Source organism: Enterobacter sp. MGH 24 (assembly GCF_000493015.1).
Lineage (GTDB): Bacteria > Pseudomonadota > Gammaproteobacteria > Enterobacterales > Enterobacteriaceae > Enterobacter.
Genome location: NZ_KI535657.1, coordinates 4,434,460 through 4,454,414, shown reverse-complemented (window position 1 = coordinate 4,454,414; position 19,955 = coordinate 4,434,460). Strand labels below are relative to the sequence as shown.

At 49.8% G+C, this 19,955-nt stretch carries 15 protein-coding genes; all 15 read left to right on the top strand.

All coding sequences use genetic code 11. From position 1 onward, the window contains the following. The first annotated feature begins 111 nt into the window (after window positions 1–111). The 15 genes from cpsG (L370_RS01205) (at window position 112) to L370_RS01275 (ending at window position 19,945) form a co-directional block, all read left to right on the top strand. Window positions 112–1,482, top strand: coding sequence for a colanic acid biosynthesis phosphomannomutase CpsG (gene cpsG, locus L370_RS01205; RefSeq protein WP_023336267.1), 1,371 nt, complete (start codon window positions 112–114; stop codon window positions 1,480–1,482). Window positions 1,483–1,528: 46 nt separating this feature from the next. Beyond that, on the top strand, window positions 1,529–2,923 hold the full coding sequence (gene wcaJ, locus L370_RS01210; protein ID WP_023336266.1) for an undecaprenyl-phosphate glucose phosphotransferase: 1,395 nt from the start codon (window positions 1,529–1,531) through the stop codon (window positions 2,921–2,923). 1 nt (window position 2,924) lies between these two features. Next, window positions 2,925–4,403 (top strand): colanic acid undecaprenyl disphosphate flippase WzxC, encoded by a 1,479-nt coding sequence (gene wzxC / locus L370_RS01215; protein WP_023336265.1) that lies wholly within the window; start codon window positions 2,925–2,927, stop codon window positions 4,401–4,403. 17 nt (window positions 4,404–4,420) lie between these two features. After that, the gene (gene wcaK, locus L370_RS01220; protein WP_023336264.1) at window positions 4,421–5,701 is read left to right on the top strand and encodes a colanic acid biosynthesis pyruvyl transferase WcaK; all 1,281 of its coding nucleotides are present in this window, start codon (window positions 4,421–4,423) and stop codon (window positions 5,699–5,701) included. Further along, window positions 5,698–6,918: a colanic acid biosynthesis glycosyltransferase WcaL gene (gene wcaL, locus L370_RS01225; RefSeq protein WP_023336263.1), complete on the top strand. Its 1,221-nt coding sequence runs from the start codon at window positions 5,698–5,700 to the stop codon at window positions 6,916–6,918. Before wcaK ends, wcaL begins: the two co-directional genes overlap by 4 nt. 12 nt (window positions 6,919–6,930) lie before the next feature. Further along, window positions 6,931–8,322: a colanic acid biosynthesis protein WcaM gene (wcaM, locus tag L370_RS01230; RefSeq protein WP_023336262.1), complete on the top strand. Its 1,392-nt coding sequence runs from the start codon at window positions 6,931–6,933 to the stop codon at window positions 8,320–8,322. 176 nt (window positions 8,323–8,498) lie between these two features. Next, complete coding sequence (gene galF / locus L370_RS01235) at window positions 8,499–9,398, top strand: UTP--glucose-1-phosphate uridylyltransferase GalF (RefSeq protein WP_023336261.1); 900 nt, start codon at window positions 8,499–8,501, stop codon at window positions 9,396–9,398. 262 nt (window positions 9,399–9,660) lie between these two features. Next, window positions 9,661–11,058: a mannose-1-phosphate guanylyltransferase/mannose-6-phosphate isomerase gene (locus L370_RS01240; protein ID WP_023336260.1), complete on the top strand. Its 1,398-nt coding sequence runs from the start codon at window positions 9,661–9,663 to the stop codon at window positions 11,056–11,058. Next, window positions 11,058–12,443 carry a phosphomannomutase CpsG gene (gene cpsG / locus L370_RS01245; RefSeq protein ID WP_023336259.1) on the top strand — a complete coding sequence of 462 codons (1,386 nt, stop codon included), beginning with the start codon at window positions 11,058–11,060 and terminating at the stop codon, window positions 12,441–12,443. Before L370_RS01240 ends, cpsG (L370_RS01245) begins: the two co-directional genes overlap by 1 nt. 32 nt (window positions 12,444–12,475) lie before the next feature. Beyond that, a complete protein-coding gene (locus L370_RS01250) occupies window positions 12,476–13,792 on the top strand; it encodes an O-antigen ligase family protein (RefSeq protein WP_023336258.1) in 1,317 nt (438 codons plus the stop codon). Next, window positions 13,789–14,925 (top strand): glycosyltransferase, encoded by a 1,137-nt coding sequence (locus tag L370_RS01255; protein ID WP_023336257.1) that lies wholly within the window; start codon window positions 13,789–13,791, stop codon window positions 14,923–14,925. The genes L370_RS01250 and L370_RS01255 overlap by 4 nt, the downstream gene beginning before the upstream one ends. Then, window positions 14,918–16,084 (top strand): glycosyltransferase family 4 protein, encoded by a 1,167-nt coding sequence (locus L370_RS01260; RefSeq protein WP_023336256.1) that lies wholly within the window; start codon window positions 14,918–14,920, stop codon window positions 16,082–16,084. Before L370_RS01255 ends, L370_RS01260 begins: the two co-directional genes overlap by 8 nt. Beyond that, window positions 16,081–17,574: a murein biosynthesis integral membrane protein MurJ gene (gene murJ, locus L370_RS01265; RefSeq protein WP_023336255.1), complete on the top strand. Its 1,494-nt coding sequence runs from the start codon at window positions 16,081–16,083 to the stop codon at window positions 17,572–17,574. Before L370_RS01260 ends, murJ begins: the two co-directional genes overlap by 4 nt. Before the next feature lie 12 nt (window positions 17,575–17,586). After that, window positions 17,587–18,786: a glycosyltransferase gene (locus L370_RS01270; protein ID WP_023336254.1), complete on the top strand. Its 1,200-nt coding sequence runs from the start codon at window positions 17,587–17,589 to the stop codon at window positions 18,784–18,786. Further along, window positions 18,764–19,945 (top strand): glycosyltransferase family 4 protein, encoded by a 1,182-nt coding sequence (locus L370_RS01275; protein WP_023336253.1) that lies wholly within the window; start codon window positions 18,764–18,766, stop codon window positions 19,943–19,945. Before L370_RS01270 ends, L370_RS01275 begins: the two co-directional genes overlap by 23 nt. The last annotated feature ends 10 nt before the right edge of the window (window positions 19,946–19,955 follow it).

Genomic DNA, 19,955 nt, shown 5'->3' with positions numbered 1-19,955 from the left:
CACTTTGGATTATGCCCGGTGGCGCTGCGCTTACCGGGCCTACGAATGACAAAAAAATCAATTTGGCCATTTAGTGGTCAGGGCCGACTGTTGCCTGAAAAAGGGGTCATCATGGAAAAATTAACCTGTTTTAAAGCCTACGATATTCGCGGCAAGCTGGGCGAAGAGCTGAATGAAGACATCGCGTGGCGCATTGGCCGCGCGTACGGCGAATATTTAAAGCCGCAGACCATCGTGCTGGGCGGCGATGTGCGTCTGACCAGTGAATCCCTGAAGCTGGCCCTGGCGAAAGGGCTGCAGGATGCGGGCGTGGACGTGCTGGATATCGGCCTTTCCGGGACCGAAGAGATTTACTTTGCCACCTTCCACCTGGGCGTGGACGGCGGGATCGAAGTGACGGCCAGCCACAATCCGATGGACTACAACGGGATGAAGCTGGTGCGCAAGGGCGCTCGCCCGATTAGCGGCGACACCGGCCTGCGCGACGTGCAGCGCCTGGCGGAAGCCAATGATTTCCCGCCGGTGAACGAGGCGAAGCGCGGTAGCTACAAAAAAATCAACCTGCAGAAAGAGTACATCGACCACCTGCTGGGCTACATCAACGTGGCGAACCTCAAGCCGTTGAAGCTGGTGATCAACTCCGGCAACGGCGCGGCTGGCCCGGTGGTGGATGCGCTGGAAGCGCGCTTTAAAGCGCTGAACGTGCCGGTGACCTTCATCAAAGTGCACAACACCCCGGACGGCAACTTCCCGAACGGTATTCCTAACCCGCTGCTGCCTGAGTGCCGCGACGATACACGCAACGCGGTGATTGAGCACGGCGCGGACATGGGCATCGCCTTTGACGGCGATTTCGACCGCTGCTTCCTGTTCGACGAGAAAGGGCAGTTCATCGAGGGCTACTACATTGTCGGCCTGCTGGCGGAAGCGTTCCTTGAGAAAAACCCGGGCGCGAAAATCATTCACGATCCGCGCCTTTCCTGGAACACCGTCGACGTGGTGTCCGCGGCGGGCGGTACGCCGGTGATGTCCAAAACCGGCCACGCCTTCATCAAAGAGCGCATGCGTGAAGAAGACGCCATTTACGGCGGCGAAATGAGCGCCCACCACTACTTCCGCGATTTTGCCTACTGCGACAGCGGGATGATCCCGTGGCTGCTGGTGGCCGAGCTGCTGTGCCTGAAGGGGCAGACGCTGGGCGAGCTGGTGCGCGACCGCATGGCGGCGTTCCCGGCGAGCGGGGAGATCAACAGCAAGCTGGCGCAGCCGACCGAGGCCATTGCCCGCGTGGAGCAGCACTTTGCGATTCACGCGCTGGAAATTGACCGTACGGACGGCATCAGCATGGCGTTCCCACAGTGGCGCTTTAACCTGCGCTCGTCCAATACCGAGCCGGTGGTGCGCCTGAACGTGGAATCTCGTGCTGACACGGCGCTGATGGAAGCCCGAACGAAGGACATTCTGGCGCTGTTGAATCAGTAATAATTGCCCCTCCCGCTGGGAGGGGGAACCGAATACAGGAACAACGATGACGAATCTAAAAAAACGCGAACGAGCGAGAACGAATGCATCGTTAATCTCTATGGTGCAGCGTTTTTCTGATATCACCATCATGGTCGGTGGATTGTGGGCGGTGTGTCGGATCGGCGGGCTGCCGTTCTTATACATGCATCTGCTGATGGCACTCATTGCGCTGGTTGTGTTTCAGATGATCGGCGGAATGACGGATTTCTACCGCTCGTGGCGCGGCGTCAAAATGACCACCGAACTGATGCTGTTGCTGCAAAACTGGACCCTGAGCCTGATCTTCAGCGCCGGCCTGGTGGCGTTCAGCCATGATTTTGACAATCGCCTCATCACCTATCTCTGCTGGTATTTGCTGACCAGCGTCGGCATGGTGGTGTGCCGTTCCCTGATCCGCTTTGGCGCGGGCTGGCTGCGTAACCGTGGCTACAATCGCCGCTTCGTTGCCGTAGCGGGCGATTTGTCGGTCGGCAAGGTGCTGCTCGACAGCTTCCGCAAAGAGCCGTGGTTAGGGTTTGAAGTGGTGGGGATTTACCACGACGCGAAGCCGGGCGGCGTGCCTGCGGACTGGGCGGGTAATTACGAACAGCTTATTGAAGACGCGAAAGCCGGCAAAATTCACAACGTCTACATCGCCATGCAGATGAAAGACGAATTCCGCATTAAGCAACTGATGCGCGAGCTGGCGGATACCACCTGTTCGGTGATCCTGATCCCGGACGTCTTTACCTTCAACATCCTTCACTCCCGTATTGAAGAGGTGAACGGCGTGCCGGTGGTGCCGCTGTACGACACGCCGCTGTCGGGCATTAACCGCGTGCTGAAACGCGCGGAAGATATCGTGCTCTCTTCCCTGATCCTGCTGCTGATATCGCCTGTTCTGTGCTGCATTGCCCTGGCGGTGAAGCTGAGCTCTCCCGGCCCGGTTATCTTCCGCCAGACCCGCTACGGTATGGACGGTAAGCCGATTATGGTGTGGAAATTCCGCTCCATGAAGGTGATGGAAAACGACAAGGTGGTGACCCAGGCCACGCAGAACGATCCGCGCGTTACCCGCGTGGGCAACTTCCTGCGCCGCACCTCGCTGGACGAACTGCCGCAGTTTATCAACGTCTTCACCGGCGGGATGTCGATTGTGGGCCCGCGTCCGCACGCGGTGGCGCATAACGAGCAATACCGCTCGCTGATTGAGGGCTACATGCTGCGCCATAAGGTGAAGCCGGGCATTACCGGTTGGGCGCAGATCAACGGCTGGCGCGGCGAAACCGACACGCTGGAAAAAATGGAAAAACGTATCGAATTCGATCTGGAGTACATCCGTGAATGGAGTATCTGGTTCGATATCAAGATTGTTTTTCTGACCATCTTCAAAGGTTTCGTGAACAAAGCGGCGTACTAAGATGAGCTTACGTGAAAAAACCATCAGCGGCGCCAAGTGGTCAGCGATGGCGACCATCGTCATCATTGGCCTCGGTCTGGTGCAGATGACCGTGCTGGCGCGCATTATTGATAATCACCAGTTCGGCCTTTTGACCGTCTCGCTGGTGATTATCGCGCTGGCCGATACGCTGTCTGATTTTGGTATTGCCAACTCGATTATCCAGCGCAAAGAGATCAGCCATCTTGAGCTGACTACGCTCTACTGGCTGAACGTTGGGCTGGGGATTTTCGTGTTCGTGCTGGTGTTCCTGCTGAGCGACACCATCGCCAGCGTGCTGCACAACCCGGATCTGGCTCCGCTGATGCGCACGCTGTCGTTTGCTTTCGTGGTGATCCCGCACGGGCAGCAGTTCCGCGCGCTGATGCAGAAAGAGCTGGAGTTCAACAAGATCGGCATGATCGAGACCAGCGCGGTTCTGGCGGGCTTTACCTTCACCGTGGTGAGCGCCCATTTCTGGCCGTTGGCGATGACCGCCATCCTCGGATACCTGGTTAACTCTGCCGTGCGTACGCTGCTGTTCGGCTACTTTGGCCGCAAGATCTACCGTCCCGGGCTGCATTTCTCTCTCGCATCCGTCTCGTCCAACCTGCGCTTTGGGGCGTGGCTGACGGCGGACAGCATCATCAACTATGTGAATACCAACCTGTCGACGCTGGTGCTGGCGCGTATTCTTGGCGCGAGCGTGGCGGGTGGCTACAACCTGGCCTACAACGTTGCGGTGGTGCCGCCGATGAAGCTGAACCCGATTATCACCCGCGTCCTGTTCCCGGCGTTTGCCAAGATTCAGGACGACACCGAGAAGCTGCGCGTTAACTTCTACAAGCTGCTTTCCGTGGTGGGGATTATCAACTTCCCGGTGCTGCTGGGGCTGATGGTGGTTTCCAGCAACTTCGTGCCGCTGGTGTTTGGTGAGAAGTGGAACGGCATCATCCCGATCCTGCAGCTGCTGTGCGTAGTGGGGCTGCTGCGCTCCGTGGGGAACCCGATTGGGTCTCTGCTGATGGCAAAAGCGCGCGTGGACATCAGCTTCAAGTTCAACGTGTTCAAAACTTTCCTGTTTATTCCGGCAATTATCGTCGGCGGGCATATGGCGGGCGCCATCGGCGTTACGCTGGGCTTCCTGCTGGTGCAGGTAGTCAATACCGTTCTGAGCTACTTCATCATGATCAAGCCGGTGCTGGGCTCCAGCTACCGTCAGTACATCCTAAGCCTGTGGCTGCCGTTCTATCTCTCATTGCCGACCCTGGCGGTGAGCTACGGCCTGGGCATCATCCTCAGCGGCCATCTGCCGCTGGCCGCGCTGCTGGCGGTGCAGGTTGCCGCGGGGGCGCTGGCGTTCGTCGTGATGATTGTGCTGTCGCGCAATGCGCTGGTGGTAGAGATGAAGCGCCAGTTTTGCCGTAACGAAAAAATGAAAACGCTGCTTCGCGCAGGCTAGTTATTTAAGAGGCCATTATGAAATTATTAATTCTTGGCAACCATACCTGCGGCAACCGTGGCGACAGCGCCATCCTGCGCGGTTTACTGGATGCAATTAACACCCTTAAGCCTGAGACCGAAGTGGACGTGATGAGCCGTTATCCGGTCAGCTCATCCTGGTTACTGAACCGCCCGGTGATGGGCGACCCGCTCTACAGCCAGATGAAACAGCATAACAACGCCGCGGGCGTGATGGGCCGCGTGAAGAAAGTGCTGCGTCGTCGCTACCAGCACCAGGTGCTGCTTTCCCGCGTGACCGATACCGGCAAGCTGCGCAACATCGCTATCGCGCAGGGCTTTACCGATTTTGTTCGTCTGCTGTCCGGCTATGACGCCATTATTCAGGTTGGCGGATCGTTCTTCGTCGATCTCTACGGCGTGCCGCAGTTTGAGCATGCGCTCTGCACCTTTATGGCGAAAAAGCCGCTGTTTATGATCGGCCACAGCGTCGGGCCATTCCAGGATCCGCAGTTTAACCAGCTCGCAAACTACGTCTTCGGCCACTGCGACGCGCTGATCCTGCGTGAATCGGTCAGCCTCGACATGATGAAGCGCAGCGAAATTGACACCTCAAAAGTTGAGCACGGCGTGGACACCGCCTGGCTGGTGGATCACCAGAACGACGGCTTCCAGCCGAGCTACGCGGTGCAGCACTGGCTCGACGTGGCGGCGAAACAGAAAACCGTTGCTATTACTCTGCGCGAGCTGGCACCCTTCGATAAGCGTTTAGGCACGACCCAGGCGGCGTATGAGAAAGCCTTCGCCGACGTGGTGAACCGCGTGCTGGACAGCGGCTACCAGGTGCTGGCGCTTTCCACCTGCACCGGTATCGACAGCTACAACAAAGACGACCGCATGGTGGCGCTGAACCTGCGCAGCCTGGTGAACGATCCGTCGCGCTATCACGTGGTGATGGACGAGCTGAACGACCTGGAGATGGGCAAGCTGCTCTCCGCATGTGACCTGACCGTCGGCACGCGCCTGCACTCCGCCATTATCTCAATGAACTTTGGCACGCCGGCCATTGCCATCAACTACGAACACAAATCAGCAGGCATCATGCAGCAGCTTGGTATGCCTGAAATGGCCGTGGATATCCGCCATCTGCTGGATGGTTCGCTGGGTTCGATGGTGGGCGACACGCTCGGCCAGCTGCCTGCGATCAATGAACGCCTGGCCGTGGCGGTGAAAGCCGAGCGCGAGAAGGGCATTGGGATGGTGAAATCGGTGCTCGATCGCGTGCGGGAGGGGAAATGAAGGTTGGTTTCTTCTTACTGAAATTTCCGCTGTCGTCTGAAACGTTTGTCCTGAACCAAATCACCGCGTTTATCGATATGGGATATGACGTGGAGATTATCGCCCTGCAAAAGGGCGATACCAAAAATACCCATGCGGCCTATACCCAGTATGGGCTGGAGGCGAAAACCCGCTGGCTGCAGGATGAACCGTCCGGGAAGCTGAGCAAGCTGCGCCACCGGGCCAGCCAGACCTTACGCGGGATCCACCGCGCGTCGACGTGGCGGGCGCTGAATGTTTCCCGCTACGGGTCTGAATCTCGCAATCTGATCCTCTCGGCCATCTGCGGACAAACGGCGCAGCCGTATCGTGCCGACGTGTTTATCGCCCACTTTGGCCCGGCGGGCGTCACCGCCGCGAAGCTGCGCGAACTGGGCGTGATCGACGGGAAAATCGCGACCATCTTCCACGGTATCGACATCTCCAGCCGCGAAGTGCTGGATCACTATACGCCCGAGTATCAGCAGCTGTTCAGGCGCGGCGATATGATGCTGCCTATCAGCGACCTGTGGGCCGGACGCCTGAAAAACATGGGATGCCCGGGAGAGAAAATTGCCGTTTCGCGTATGGGCGTGGATTTAACGCGCTTCACTCGTCGTCCTGTAAAGGTGCCGGGAAAACCGCTGCAGATCATCTCCGTTGCTCGTCTGACCGAGAAGAAAGGCCTCCATGTGGCCATTGAAGCCTGCCGCCAGCTGAAGGCGCGCGGGGTGGATTTCCACTATCGCATTCTCGGGATTGGGCCGTGGGAGCGCCGTTTACGCACGCTTATCGAACAATATCAGCTGGAAGATGTCGTGGAGATGCCGGGCTTCAAGCCAAGCCACGAGGTCAAGGCCATGCTAGATGAGGCGGATGTGTTCCTGCTGCCCTCGGTGACGGGCGCTGATGGCGATATGGAAGGTATTCCGGTGGCGCTGATGGAGGCGATGGCCGTCGGTATTCCGGTGGTCTCAACCCTGCACAGCGGGATCCCGGAGCTGATTAAGTCTGACTATTCCGGCTGGCTGGTACCGGAGAATAACGCGATGGCCCTTGCGGACCGATTAGCTGCCTTCAGCGACATCGACCAGCAGGCGCTGGAGCCCGTGCTCCAGAATGCCCGACAAAAAGTTGAAGCCGATTTTAACCAGCAGGTGATTAACCGCCAGTTAGCGAGCCTGCTGCAAACGCTGTAACGCCGAGGTTGTATGCTGAAAAAGATTACCCGACGCACTTTTATCTCTTCTCTGTCCGTTCTGGCGGCTACGCCGCTGCTGTCATCACGCAACGCGCGGGCCGCAGCCGGAAGTACGGTCTCTGTTAATCAGTATAATAACAACGACTGGATCGCCGCCTTTAAGCAAGCGTTTAATGAAGGTGACACCGTCCTGGTTCCTGCCGGGCTCACCTGCGAAAACATCAATACGGGCATTTTCATTCCAAACGGTAAAACGCTGCTGATCCGCGGGGCGTTAACCGGCAACGGGCGCGGCCGCTTTGTTTTGCAGGAAGGCAGCAAAGTGATAGGCGAAGGGGCTGGACGCACGGAGAACATTACGCTCGACGTTCGCGGCTCTGACTGCGTCATCAAAGGGCTGGCCATGAGCGGTTTTGGCCCGGTGACGCAGATTTACATCGGCGGCAAGAAGCCCAGCGTAATGCGTAACCTGCTCATTGATAACATCAGCGTGAGTCAGGCCAACTACGCCATCCTGCGCCAGGGTTTCCACAACCAGGTGGACGGTGCACGCATCACCAACAGTAAATTTAGCCATCTGCAGGGGGATGCGATCGAGTGGAACGTCGCCATCAACGATCGCAATATCCTGATCTCCGATCATGTCATCGACAATATCAACTGCACTAACGGCAAGATCAACTGGGGTATCGGCATTGGCCTCGCCGGCAGCACCTACGATAACGACTATCCGGAAAAGCAAACCGTCAAGAACTTCGTGGTTGCGAACATCACCGGCAGCAATTGTCGCCAGCTGGTGCATGTTGAAAACGGCAAGCATTTTGTTATTAGCAATATTAAGGCCAAAAATATTACACCCGATTTCAGTAAAAAGGCGGGAATAGACAACGCCACGGTGGCTATTTATGGCTGTGATAATTTCATTATTGATAATATCGATATGGTTAATAGTGCCGGTATGTTAATCGGCTATGGGGTCATAAAAGGCGATTATTTGTCCATCCCGCAAAACTTCAAGCTCAACAATATTCACCTCGATAATCGACAGCTTGCGTATAAATTGCGCGGAATACAGATTTCATCCGGTAACGCCACCTCGTTTGTGGCGATAACCAACGTGGAAATGCAGCGTGCTACGCTGGAATTACACAACAAGCCGCAACATCTTTTTTTACGCAACATCAATGTGATGCAGGAAGCCGCTGTGGGGCCCGCTCTGAAGATCAACTTCGACCTGCGCAAGGATGTGCGGGGTAAATTCATGGCGAAAGACGAGACGTTGCTGTCACTGGCGAACATTAAAGCTGTGAATGAGAAAGGGCAAAGCTCGGTGGATATTGACCGGGTCGACCAGCAGGTGGTAAATGCGGAAAGGCTGAACTTTGCGCTTCCGCACAGATAATCGACAACTTTCTGTTTTGAGACTATTCCTGGCATAAAAGCGCAATCGAATCAGATTACATCTACAGAAATTTATGAGGTGAAGGCGTAACATTGCTCAAGGATTACGGCAAATCATGCTGGCGAAAACAGGTTTAAGAGCTATAATTCGTCAACCATTTTAAGGTGGAAGAAATAATGATTAATTTGAAAGCAGTCATTCCGGTAGCGGGCCTGGGCATGCATATGCTGCCAGCCACGAAAGCCATTCCTAAAGAGATGCTGCCGATCGTTGACAAGCCTATGATTCAGTACATTGTCGACGAGATTGTTGCTGCAGGGATCAAAGAAATCGTCCTGGTTACGCACTCGTCCAAGAATGCGGTAGAAAACCACTTCGACACCTCTTACGAACTCGAAGCGCTGCTTGAGCAGCGCGTCAAACGCCAGCTGCTGGCGGAAGTACAGTCTATTTGTCCGCCGGGCGTGACCATCATGAACGTGCGCCAGGCGCAACCGCTGGGTCTGGGTCACTCTATTCTGTGTGCCCGTCCGGTTGTGGGTGACAATCCGTTTATCGTTGTGCTGCCGGATATCATTCTGGACACCGCCACAGCCGATCCACTGCGTTACAACCTGGCGGCTATGGTCGCGCGTTTTAACGAGACGGGTCGTAGTCAGGTTCTGGCTAAGCGCATGGAAGGTGACCTGTCTGAATACTCTGTTATCCAGACGAAAGAAGCGCTGGAATCGGACGGTCAGGTGAGCCGCATTGTTGAGTTCATCGAAAAACCGGATCAGCCACAAACGCTGGATTCCGATCTGATGGCGGTTGGTCGCTATGTTCTTAATGCTGATATCTGGGCTGAGCTGGAAAAAACGAAGCCCGGTGCCTGGGAACGTATTCAGCTGACCGATGCGATCGCTGAACTGGCGAAAAAACAGTCTGTTGACGCGATGTTGATGACGGGCGACAGCTATGACTGCGGCAAAAAAATGGGGTATATGCAGGCGTTTGTGAACTACGGACTGCGTAACGTGAAGGAAGGGCAGAAGTTCCGCGAAAGGATTACGAAACTGCTCGAATCACATGATTAAACGGCAATTTTGAATACACAGTAAAACAGGAGACTACCCTGAATTTCAGGGTGGTCTTTTGTCCTATTTAAAGTATATAAAAGCATTTTCAAATTTTGGCAATCAATGAGCCAAAATCATATTATCTCTCTCTCCTGCATGTGGTCGGTATCCGCAGGATGAGAAATTCAATTTCGATTATTGCTTCTGGTAGCCTAAGCCAGGGGCGGTAGCGTGCCTTTTTTACACACAAATCAGTATTGAGCAAAGCAGGAGAAGAAGGATGTTACTTCCAGTGGTGATCGCAGGAGGAACAGGGAGCCGGCTATGGCCGATGTCTCGCGAGTTGCAGCCCAAGCAATTTCTGTCATTCCATCAGGGGGGATCAATGCTTCAAAATACGATCTCTCGTTTGGACGGGCTCAATGTGACAAATCCCATCGTTATCTGTAATGAAGATCATCGTTTTCTGGTGGCAGAACAGCTAAGGCAAATGCACAAACTTGCCGGGAACATCATTCTTGAACCTGTAGGACGCAATACTGCTCCAGCGATAACACTGGCTGCACTGCATGCGATTAGCGCAGGTGAAGATCCTGTCATGCTCATTTTGGCAGCGGATCATCTCATTTCAGATAACGCAGCATTTCATACTGTCATCACCGACGCGATCCCCTTTGCCGAAGATGGAAAACTCGTCACCTTTGGTATCGTCCCCACCCAACCTGAAACGGGATATGGTTACATCCAGCGTGGCGAAGAACAGCATGCTGGCAACGCAACGGCCTGGAAAATCAAAAGATTCGTTGAAAAACCCGATAAAGCGACCGCTGTTTCCTATCTTGAAAGCAAAGAATACCTCTGGAACAGCGGGATGTTTATGTTCCGGGCCTCTGCGTATCTGAATGAAGTGGCTAAATTTTGCCCATCAATACTTGACGCCTGCAAGAATGCAATGCAGCAACCTGTCAACGATCTCGATTTTATTAAACTCAATAAAGATATCTTTACGGAATGCCCGTCCGACTCTATCGACTATGCCGTAATGGAGCATACGGAATTAGGGATCGTAACTGCAATGGATGCAGGCTGGAATGATGTTGGCTCATGGTCGGCTCTGTGGGAAACATCAACCCATGATACTAATGGAAACGCATTGATTGGGGATGTATTCACTCATAATACACGCTCATGCTATATCCGCAGCGAAGATAAATTAACGGCTGCGTTGGGATTAGACGATCTTATTATCGTCAATACCAGAGATGCGCTGCTTGTCTCTCATAAAAATAGTGTTCAGGATGTCAAAGTCATAGTTGAACATCTGAAGGCAAATTCGCGAAGTGAATGTCGCGAGCATACGACTCGCTATATGCCCTGGGGACATGTTGAAACATTGGTTCGCGATGCACGTTATAAAGTTAATCGTGTAACCATTATTCCTGGCGGCGAGCTTTCACTTCAATTGCATCATCACCGACTGGAACACTGGGTTGTCTTAACCGGTACGGCATTGATTGGTGTAGAGGATGAAGTGGTTTACCTGACTGAAAATGAATCGACAACTATTCCTGTTGGCAAAAAACATCGACTTTCAAACCCCGGGAAAATTAACCTTGAGGTTCTGGAAATTCAGTTTGGTAGCTATTTGGGTGACGATGACGTAGTAAGGATTTCATAATGGAAGATAAAAATAATAAAAAGTTAACATGCTTCAAAGCCTATGATATTCGTGGGAAACTTGGCGAAGAACTTAATGAAGATATCGCCTGGCGTATCGGGCGAGCTTATGCGCAGTGCTTAGCTCCAAAGCAGGTAGTGGTTGGCGGTGATGTTCGTTTAACTAGCGAATCATTAAAACTGGCGCTTGCAGAGGGCTTGATGGATGGGGGGTGCGATGTCCTTGATATTGGGTTGTCAGGGACTGAAGAGATCTATTTTGCGACATTCTTCCTTGATGTAGACGGTGGAATTGAAGTTACCGCAAGCCATAACCCAATAGATTATAACGGGATGAAACTGGTTCGCAGAGGCGCGCGTCCTGTGAGTGGTGACACTGGCCTAAAAGATATTCAAGCGTTAGCTGAAGAAAACAAATTTACGTCCAGCAAGACAAAGGGAAGTTATAAGAAAATTAATATCCTGGACGCTTATGTTGACCATCTGCTGGGATATGTCAATCTTGATAATTTCCGCATCAAGCCATTGAAGTTGGTTATCAATTCCGGTAATGGTGCTGCGGGTCATGTTATTGATGAAATAGAATCACGATTCAAAGCAGCGGGCCTCCCTGTTGAGTTTGTCAAAGTTCATAATGAACCTGATGGCACATTTCCACACGGTATACCAAACCCACTGCTGCCTGAAGCACGACAGGATACCGCAAACGTTGTATTAGAAACTCAGGCCAACATGGGCATTGCCTTTGATGGTGATTTTGATCGCTGTTTCTTGTTTGATGAGCATGCCAATTTTATTGAAGGCTATTATATTGTTGGTTTGTTAGCTGAAGCATTTCTTAAGAAAGAGCCCGGTGCAAAAATTATCCATGATCCACGCTTAACATGGAATACTATCGATATAGTTGAAAGCGCTGGCGGCATACCCGTTCTGTCGAAAACAGGCCATGCTTTCATTAAAGAACGTATGCGCATAGAAAATGCGGTGTACGGTGGCGAGATGAGCGCCCACCACTATTTCCGTGAGTTTGCTTATTGCGACAGCGGTATGATTCCGTGGCTCCTGGTTGCGGAACTTGTCCTGACGTCAGGTTCTTCGCTGGGAGAACTCGTTAAATCGCGCATCGCAAGATTCCCCGTCTCGGGAGAGATCAATCGTAAGGTCGAGAATGCAGTCGAGCTTATTGCTGATATTGAAGCCCGCTATTCTCCTCAAGCTATCAATATTGACTATACCGATGGTTTGAGCATGTCATTTGCTGACTGGCGTTTTAATATCCGTACGTCTAATACTGAACCGTTGCTCCGTCTCAACGTTGAGACGGATGCTGACGAAGAATTAATGATAACGAAACGAGATGAGCTGTTAGAACTGATTAATAGCTGATTCTGATTTGCTTAATCGCGTGGGAAAAATTAATGATAGAAGTTTTATTAGCGGCGTTAGGTTTAATTTTATTTTTTATTTTCCTCACGCTTTCATTACAATTCAGACTGCTGCTGGTTCTGATTTGCAGCGTTCCGCAATTATATTTAGTCCAACTGGGTGGGGCGGATGTCCCACTTGCTTTTTTACTCCCAGCACTGCTTCTCCCTGAGTTTTTAAAGAATGCGAACCGGTTTTTAGCTAAACCTGCAATTTTGTCTTTAATTGGTCTGATCTGTATTAGTACAATCAGTCTCGCGTGGTCAGAAGAAAAATCAATGGGTATACGCGATATCGCGTATCTTATAGAGTTTATAGTAATTGCAAATGCCGTTTACGTATTGTGGCTGAAAAATAAGCTGGCACTGTATAAAGTTATTAATGCCATGCTTTTTGTTATCTGTCTTCAGGCAGTAACAGTTATCCTTTTCAGACTAAATGAAACATTAGAATTATCTATCGTTCTCTCTCCCGTAAGTAAGTATTTGATGGGCATGAATACGCTACAGGGATTGCTGGATGGGGCCAGGAATAACTTCTACGATCCTGTAAAAGCAGGAGGCGTATTATTCGTCAATGCGAATGCGGCGGCTTGCTACGCAGGCGTCTCATCATTTATGGCCTGGGGAATCTATAAAGCGCTCAACTCGAAGCTAACGCTGTTGATGGCCATTTTATTATGGGTAACAGTCTTCTTTACAGGCTCTAAAGCAGGCGTTCTTTTTGCGGTACTTATTCCTGTGTTCATTTTCTACCTGAAACTTCAGCGGCAAACAAAGATCGTTGTGGGTTCGGTCGGTGCCTCGTTCGCTATTGCGCTTATCGCGATTAGCATGATATCCAGCATTGCTGAACAGAGCGGTTTTTTGCAAGAATCGACTAATACTGCAGAAACACGCTATGAAATCTGGAACTATGCATTCAATGCCTTTTTGAACAATCCGCTGATGGGGCAGGGCTTTGGTGGCTGGGAAATTGACTATAGCAAGCATACGGATTATTTCCTGCCTCCACACAATACCTTGATCTATCTTTGGTCCAAGTCTGGGATCATCGCTTCGCTTATGGGGCTGAGTTTCATTCTGACAAGTATTGGTGTTGCATTTCGTGCAGTCAAAAATATCAATCCAGAAGCGAAGAATCTCGGTTTCTCTTTATTAATGATTCTTGCATGGCAATTTGCTCACGGCTTTGGTGAAAACTTTGGTCTGATCGGTGAACAGCATCAGATGGTAATAATGGCAGTAATGCTTGGGTTATGTATGGCAGGAAACATATCGATGGCCCGGGAGAGTAAGGGACAACAATGAAAACAGTCGGTATTTTTCGCAATCAGCTCTTTAAAGGTTCTGAAGTTTTTATACAGCAGCAGGCCGAAGCCATTAAGAATTATAACAAGTGTTATATCGGCAGACGCATGATTGGTAAAAAACCTGAAGGTGCCACTGCGTGCGTGCTTAATCCCAACGGTGATATACGTGGCAGGATGGCTGAGTTGCTTAATGCTGTAACAACCTCTGCACAGCCATACCACACAGCACTACGCAATCAACCTTTAGATCTCATCCATGCACATTTTGCGATAGACGGTCTTTACGCCCTTTCGCTGGCGCAGCGAAAAAACATTCCTCTGGTGACAACGCTACACGGCTTTGATGTGACGGTGAGCAATCAAGATTTACTTAAATCTCGTTCGCCCGCATGGATTAACTACCTTATCCATCAGCACAAAGTCAAAAAAGAGGGCGATAAATTCATCTGTGTCTCCAATTTTATCGCGCAGCAAGCAATCAAAAATGGTTTCCCTGAAGATAAGCTAGTTCAGCACTACATTGGCATTGATGTTGATAAATACCAACCTCGCGACCAACGTGACGATCAGGGCATTATTTTACATGTGGCAAGACTGGTAGAGAAAAAAGGAACCGCCATCCTGATTAAAGCGCTAAAGCATGTCCAAAAAACATGTGCAGATGCGAGATTAGTGGTTATTGGAGAGGGGCCACTGCTAGCCGAATTAAAAACGCAGGTGAGCGCATTAGGTCTTGAACATAATGTCACGTTTACCGGTGCGCTGCCCCATCAGGACGTTATGGCATGGATGCGTAAGGCCAGTATGCTGATATTGCCGAGCATCACGGCGAAAACGGGTGATGCTGAAGGGCTGGGAATGGTACTCCTGGAAGCCGCCGTAACGGGGGTTCCTGTTATCGGCACGCATCATGGTGGTATCCCGGAGGCGATTATTGATGAGCGAACCGGCTTTTTAGTGACGGAACGCGATGATAAGCAGCTGGCAGAGCGAATTTCTTACTTGCTCAATAATGGCGAAGAGCGATTTAACATGGGCAGGAATGCGCGTGAATTTATCTGCGAGAAATTCAATCTATCAACACAAACGTTAAAATTAGAAAAAATATATCAGGAACTGATTCATGGCTGAACAAGTACTCATTTTTGCACGCTCCCTCCCATTCCATCATCTGGGAGGTATGGAAGTTGTTGCATGGGATCTTGCTGTTCAGCTGCAGGTCACTGGGTTTGATGTAAAGGTCATCACGACGGATTTTGATGCTGAAACTGTACCGTCAGAGCATTATCCAGAAATTATTAAAATTAAAAACATTCCTAAAGCACAATATTCACCCGGCTGGTGGACTGAGACTGAAAAACTGATAGCAGGGTGGGATCATAAAGAAAATGTCAGTGCGGTTATCAGTATCAGTGCCGGAGCTTTCAGCACTTTAAAATATAAGCCTGGCTTCCCCAACGCAAAGTTTATCATGCAGGCACATGGAACCTCTGTGGGGGAATTGTTATCAAAGTTAAAAACCCGCCAGATAAAAAAAGTATTATCAAGCGTGAAGAACGTTATGGGTTTCTATTCCGATGCTAAGCACTATAGACATTTCGACCGGATCGTAGCTGTTGGTGATGCTGTCAGTAAAGATTTAACCAGCTTCCCGACAAATATGATTTGTGAGAGCAACAAAGTGGTGAAGATCGAAAACGGCATTGATGAGCATCTGTTTTCTGACGCCACAACAAACAAAGACGTCCTTCGTGAACAATTGAATATAGCACCGGAGTCATTGGTTTTCTTATCGGCATCTCGGTTGCATGAACAAAAAGGTGTGGATAAAAATATCGAGCTGTTTTCTCAAGTAAAAAACTCCAGACCCAACTCAAAACTCCTTATTTGTGGAGACGGGCCTTATGAACCGCAATTAAGAAAGAAAGTGAATGATCTTGGTATGGAGCATGATGTTATTTTTATGGGCGCTAAAACCCGAGCGCAGTTAGCTAATCTCATGCAATGTGCCGATATATTTTTATTTCTCACAAAGAGAGTTGAGGGTTTACCTTTAAATGTGCTTGAAGCTATGAGCGCTGGACTGCCATTGATTATTTCTGAGCACCTTACGTTTAGCGCCGGTCCGAAGATATTTAAATGCAACCCAAACGATATTTCCACAAATAAAGTACAGAGTTTTATTGATGACGTCACCCGGTTACAGCGGGAATCCTATATACCCGTTAAAAACACCTTGAGCTATTCAGTGGGTGAGTACATTTCATTGTTTAAAAGAACATCTAAATGAAAAAAGCTATAAGCCAGTTACTTGGCGGAAACATGCTATCAAAAGTTCTGGGGTTGCTCAGGGAAATTTTGATGGCAAAATTTTTTGGTACCGGGGATATCAATGGGGCATACCGCATAGCTCAGACTGGCACCCTGGTTCCAATTAATTTCATGACAAGTGATAGCCTGAACTCTGCATTTATCCCGCTATATAAAAAATATCTAACAGAAAATGAATTTCGGGCATCAACCTTCAAGTTGTGCATGTTTTTATTTTTTGCTGTTATCTCGCTGTTGCTATTCTTTGTATTATTCTTTTTATCAGATTATTGGGTGGGCATTATGGCGCCGGGCATTAATGGCAATGCCCGCGAAATGACCAATGAATTGTTCAAAATAATGGCAATTTGCTGTCCGTTTTATCTGTGTTCAGGTCTAATTAATTACATATCAATGGCACATGGTGACTACAAACCCATGTCGATGAGAGCGTCCATCCAGAATGTTGGTATGCTTCTGGGGGTTGTCGCTGCCTGGTATTATAATAATTATCTGCTGCTGGCATGGGGATTCACCGGTAGCTACATTGCTTTTAGTATCTGGGCGGTATTGAGGGCACGCAAAGAGCATATTCTTAACCTTCCTGAACGGTTTGATATGTCTGAAGTTAAGCAGGTGATGAACAGTTTCTGGATTACTCTGCGGCCACTTCTTCTGCTACCTTTGATTCTGCAGGGAAATATCACGCTTGAGAGAGCGCTTGCATCGTTAATTAGCATAGATGTTGTTTCTGCTCTGGACTACGCGCGCTTTATTACCGACACGGTCACCTTTATCCTGTCTGTGCCTATTGCCTTTGCCGGACTGCCTATCTGGTCCTCGCAATCTCCTGAAGTCGTGCGAGAGAAAGTGACAACTATTTATAATTGGTTAGCACTTCTCTCGATGAATATGTCTTTCTTTATCTTCGTTTATGCGAAGGATATTGTCGTTTTACTCTTTATGAGGGGCGAGTTTAATACTCACTCAGTGGCGGTCACTACCGATATTATTCAGGGCATGTGCATAGGTCTCTGGGCTCAGGTTATTGGATATATATTCATCAAGGCCTTGAGTGCTCATCTGAATAATAAACACGTGCTGATTGTCATGATCGTTGCCTTGCTGGGGAATGCGCTGGTTAACCTGGCGACCTATAAGGTCTGGGGGGCGTTTGGTCTTGGCATAGGTAACTCGATATACGGCCTGGTCATGTTTGTATGCAGTGCATGGTATCTAAAAATTGCAAAAGACCTTATACCTGCGGCACTGAGGATTGCGCCTGGCCTGATTATCTACAGTGGATTCATTATGGTATTAGGGCATGTTGTCACTGAACCATCCAGTGTGCTTATCAGATTGCTGGTCGACGGTTCACTCTTCGTCACGTTCGCAATTTTGTGGGCCATGTTATTCCCAATGTATCGAAATGGTATTAAAGGGATTTTCATAAAAAAGGGACTGAGATAACGTAATAATATTATGAAAAATAATACTGACATTAAAGATATCGTCGTCTTGTCGACCGCAGACTGGGATAATCCATTCTGGACAAACAAGCAACATGTTGCGGTAGAACTGGCCAACCGCGGTCACCGCGTACTCTATATCGAGTCGCTGGGACTGCGCAGGCCAAGTGTAAATAAGAAAGACCTTTCGCGTATCTTTCGCAGGATTGTTAAAGCGATTAAAGCGCCGAGAAAAGTAAGAGATAATATTTGGGTTTGGTCGCCAATCTCAATTCCGTTTAACAACTATGCGTTCGTTCGCAGGCTCAATAAGTTCATCTTGAGCAGCGCCCTCAAGTTCTGGTGCTGGCGCCTGAAGTTTAAAGACGAAACGCTCTGGACCTATAACCCGCTTACCACGCGCTTTCTTGAACCCAGTGATTTCCAGTATGTTGTGTATCATTGCGTTGACGAAATCAAAGCGCAACCCGGTATGCCTGTAGACATTCTTCAGAATGCTGAGGAAGAGCTCGTTCGACGTGCGGACATCACTTTCGTTACCTCGTTGACCTTGCTTAAGTCGCGTGAGCAGTGGAGTGATGAAGTCTATTATTTTTCGAATGTTGCCGACTATAACCATTTTTCCACTGCGCTGGATGACGATTTACCTTTGCCGTCCGATCTTCACGCCATTCCGGAGCCACGCATCGGTTTTATTGGCGCCATCAGCGGTTATAAAGTCAACTTCTCACTGCTGGAAGAGATTGCGGAAGCGCATCCTGAATGGTCTATCGTGATGATAGGTGACGTTGGTGAGGGCGATCCGAATACGGATGCAACACAGTTGACCCGCCATAAAAACATTCACTTAATCGGTCCACGCGCTTATCAGCAACTACCGGCTTATTTGAAGGGATTTACCGCAACTTTGCTGCCAAATAATTTAAATGAATACACGGCCTCCATGTTCCCGATGAAATTCTTCGAGTATCTGGCAGCGGGTAAAGCAGTGGTTAGCGTTGATTTAGCGTCGTTATGTGATTTCAGGGATTATGTGCGCATTGCCCACACGTCGACCGAATTTATTTCGGCACTGGAAGATATTACTTCAGGTCAGCGAATTTCTGTTGAGAAGTGTCAGGAACTTGCACAAGAGTATACTTACCAGTCGCGTACTGAAAAAATGTTTAAGTTAATTGATGAGAAGCGTAATGAAAGTAGCAATCGTTCATGAGTGGCTGAGTTCCTATGCAGGTTCTGAAAAGGTAGTTGAGCAAATCCTTCGTTGCTATCCTGATGCGGATATTTATGCGGTTTGTGACTTTTTGAAACCTAAAGACCGACATTTTCTAAACAATAAAAAAGTCAATACGACCTTTATACAGCGCTTACCTTTTGCAGCGAAAAAATTTCAGTCCTACCTGCCGCTCATGCCGCTGGCGATCGAGCAACTCGATATGTCGGCTTATGACGTGGTGATATCGAGCAGCCATGCGGTATCTAAAGGCGTAATAACGGGTCCAGACCAGATTCATATTTCTTACGTGCATTCGCCTATCCGTTATGCGTGGGATTTCCAGCATCAGTACTTACGTGAATCTGGCTTGAATAAAGGGCTGAAGGGATGGCTTGCTAAGTATCTTCTGCACAAAATTCGTATCTGGGACTATCGTACGTCTGCAGGGGTAAATCATTTCATCGGTAATTCCCAGTTTATTGCTCGCCGAATCAATAAAGTTTACGGCAGGCAAGCAGATGTCATATATCCACCCGTGAACACGGATAAATTTGAGTTTAGCGACAGTAAAGAGGATTTCTACCTGGCAGCTTGCCGCATGGTTCCCTATAAGCGTGTCGATCTTATCGTTAGCGCCTTTGCCAAAATGCCCGATAAAAAATTGGTTGTTATCGGTGACGGCTCAGAAATGGATAAAATTAAGCAACTGGCGACTGACAACGTTACGTTGCTGGGCTATCAGGACGATGCCGCGCTTGTTGATTACATGAAGCGTGCTAAGGCCTATGTATTCGCAGCGGAAGAAGACTTCGGTATTTCCCCGGTCGAAGCGCAGGCAAGCGGCACACCCGTGATCACCTATGGAAAGGGAGGGTGCCTGGAAACGGTTAAATCTCTTGGAAGCGAGAAGCCAACCGGTCTGTTCTTCTTTGAACAAACCGCTGAGGCTATCTGCGATGCCGTTGAAACGTTTGAAAAGCATGCGGGCGAGATTAATCCGCAGGATTGTCGGGAACATGCTCTGACATTCTCAGAGCAACGATTCCGTGAAGAGATTATCAACTTCGTTGATAAAGCGTGGTCGCAATATTCTGAGTCATTGATAAATACTCAGGCTGCGCGCGTGCAGAACAATTATACTCATCCAGGAAAATAATGACCACGGC

Excerpts from the sequence above, each read along its gene's own strand:
- cpsG (WP_023336267.1), top strand. The coding sequence starts at position 112 with ATGGAAAAATTAACCTGTTTTAAAGCCTACGATATTCGCGGCAAGCTG.
- wcaJ (WP_023336266.1), top strand. The coding sequence starts at position 1,529 with ATGACGAATCTAAAAAAACGCGAACGAGCGAGAACGAATGCATCGTTA.
- wzxC (WP_023336265.1), top strand. The coding sequence starts at position 2,925 with ATGAGCTTACGTGAAAAAACCATCAGCGGCGCCAAGTGGTCAGCGATG.
- wcaK (WP_023336264.1), top strand. The coding sequence starts at position 4,421 with ATGAAATTATTAATTCTTGGCAACCATACCTGCGGCAACCGTGGCGAC.
- wcaL (WP_023336263.1), top strand. The coding sequence starts at position 5,698 with ATGAAGGTTGGTTTCTTCTTACTGAAATTTCCGCTGTCGTCTGAAACG.
- wcaM (WP_023336262.1), top strand. The coding sequence starts at position 6,931 with ATGCTGAAAAAGATTACCCGACGCACTTTTATCTCTTCTCTGTCCGTT.
- galF (WP_023336261.1), top strand. The coding sequence starts at position 8,499 with ATGATTAATTTGAAAGCAGTCATTCCGGTAGCGGGCCTGGGCATGCAT.
- L370_RS01240 (WP_023336260.1), top strand. The coding sequence starts at position 9,661 with ATGTTACTTCCAGTGGTGATCGCAGGAGGAACAGGGAGCCGGCTATGG.
- cpsG (WP_023336259.1), top strand. The coding sequence starts at position 11,058 with ATGGAAGATAAAAATAATAAAAAGTTAACATGCTTCAAAGCCTATGAT.
- L370_RS01250 (WP_023336258.1), top strand. The coding sequence starts at position 12,476 with ATGATAGAAGTTTTATTAGCGGCGTTAGGTTTAATTTTATTTTTTATT.
- L370_RS01255 (WP_023336257.1), top strand. The coding sequence starts at position 13,789 with ATGAAAACAGTCGGTATTTTTCGCAATCAGCTCTTTAAAGGTTCTGAA.
- L370_RS01260 (WP_023336256.1), top strand. The coding sequence starts at position 14,918 with ATGGCTGAACAAGTACTCATTTTTGCACGCTCCCTCCCATTCCATCAT.
- murJ (WP_023336255.1), top strand. The coding sequence starts at position 16,081 with ATGAAAAAAGCTATAAGCCAGTTACTTGGCGGAAACATGCTATCAAAA.
- L370_RS01270 (WP_023336254.1), top strand. The coding sequence starts at position 17,587 with ATGAAAAATAATACTGACATTAAAGATATCGTCGTCTTGTCGACCGCA.
- L370_RS01275 (WP_023336253.1), top strand. The coding sequence starts at position 18,764 with ATGAAAGTAGCAATCGTTCATGAGTGGCTGAGTTCCTATGCAGGTTCT.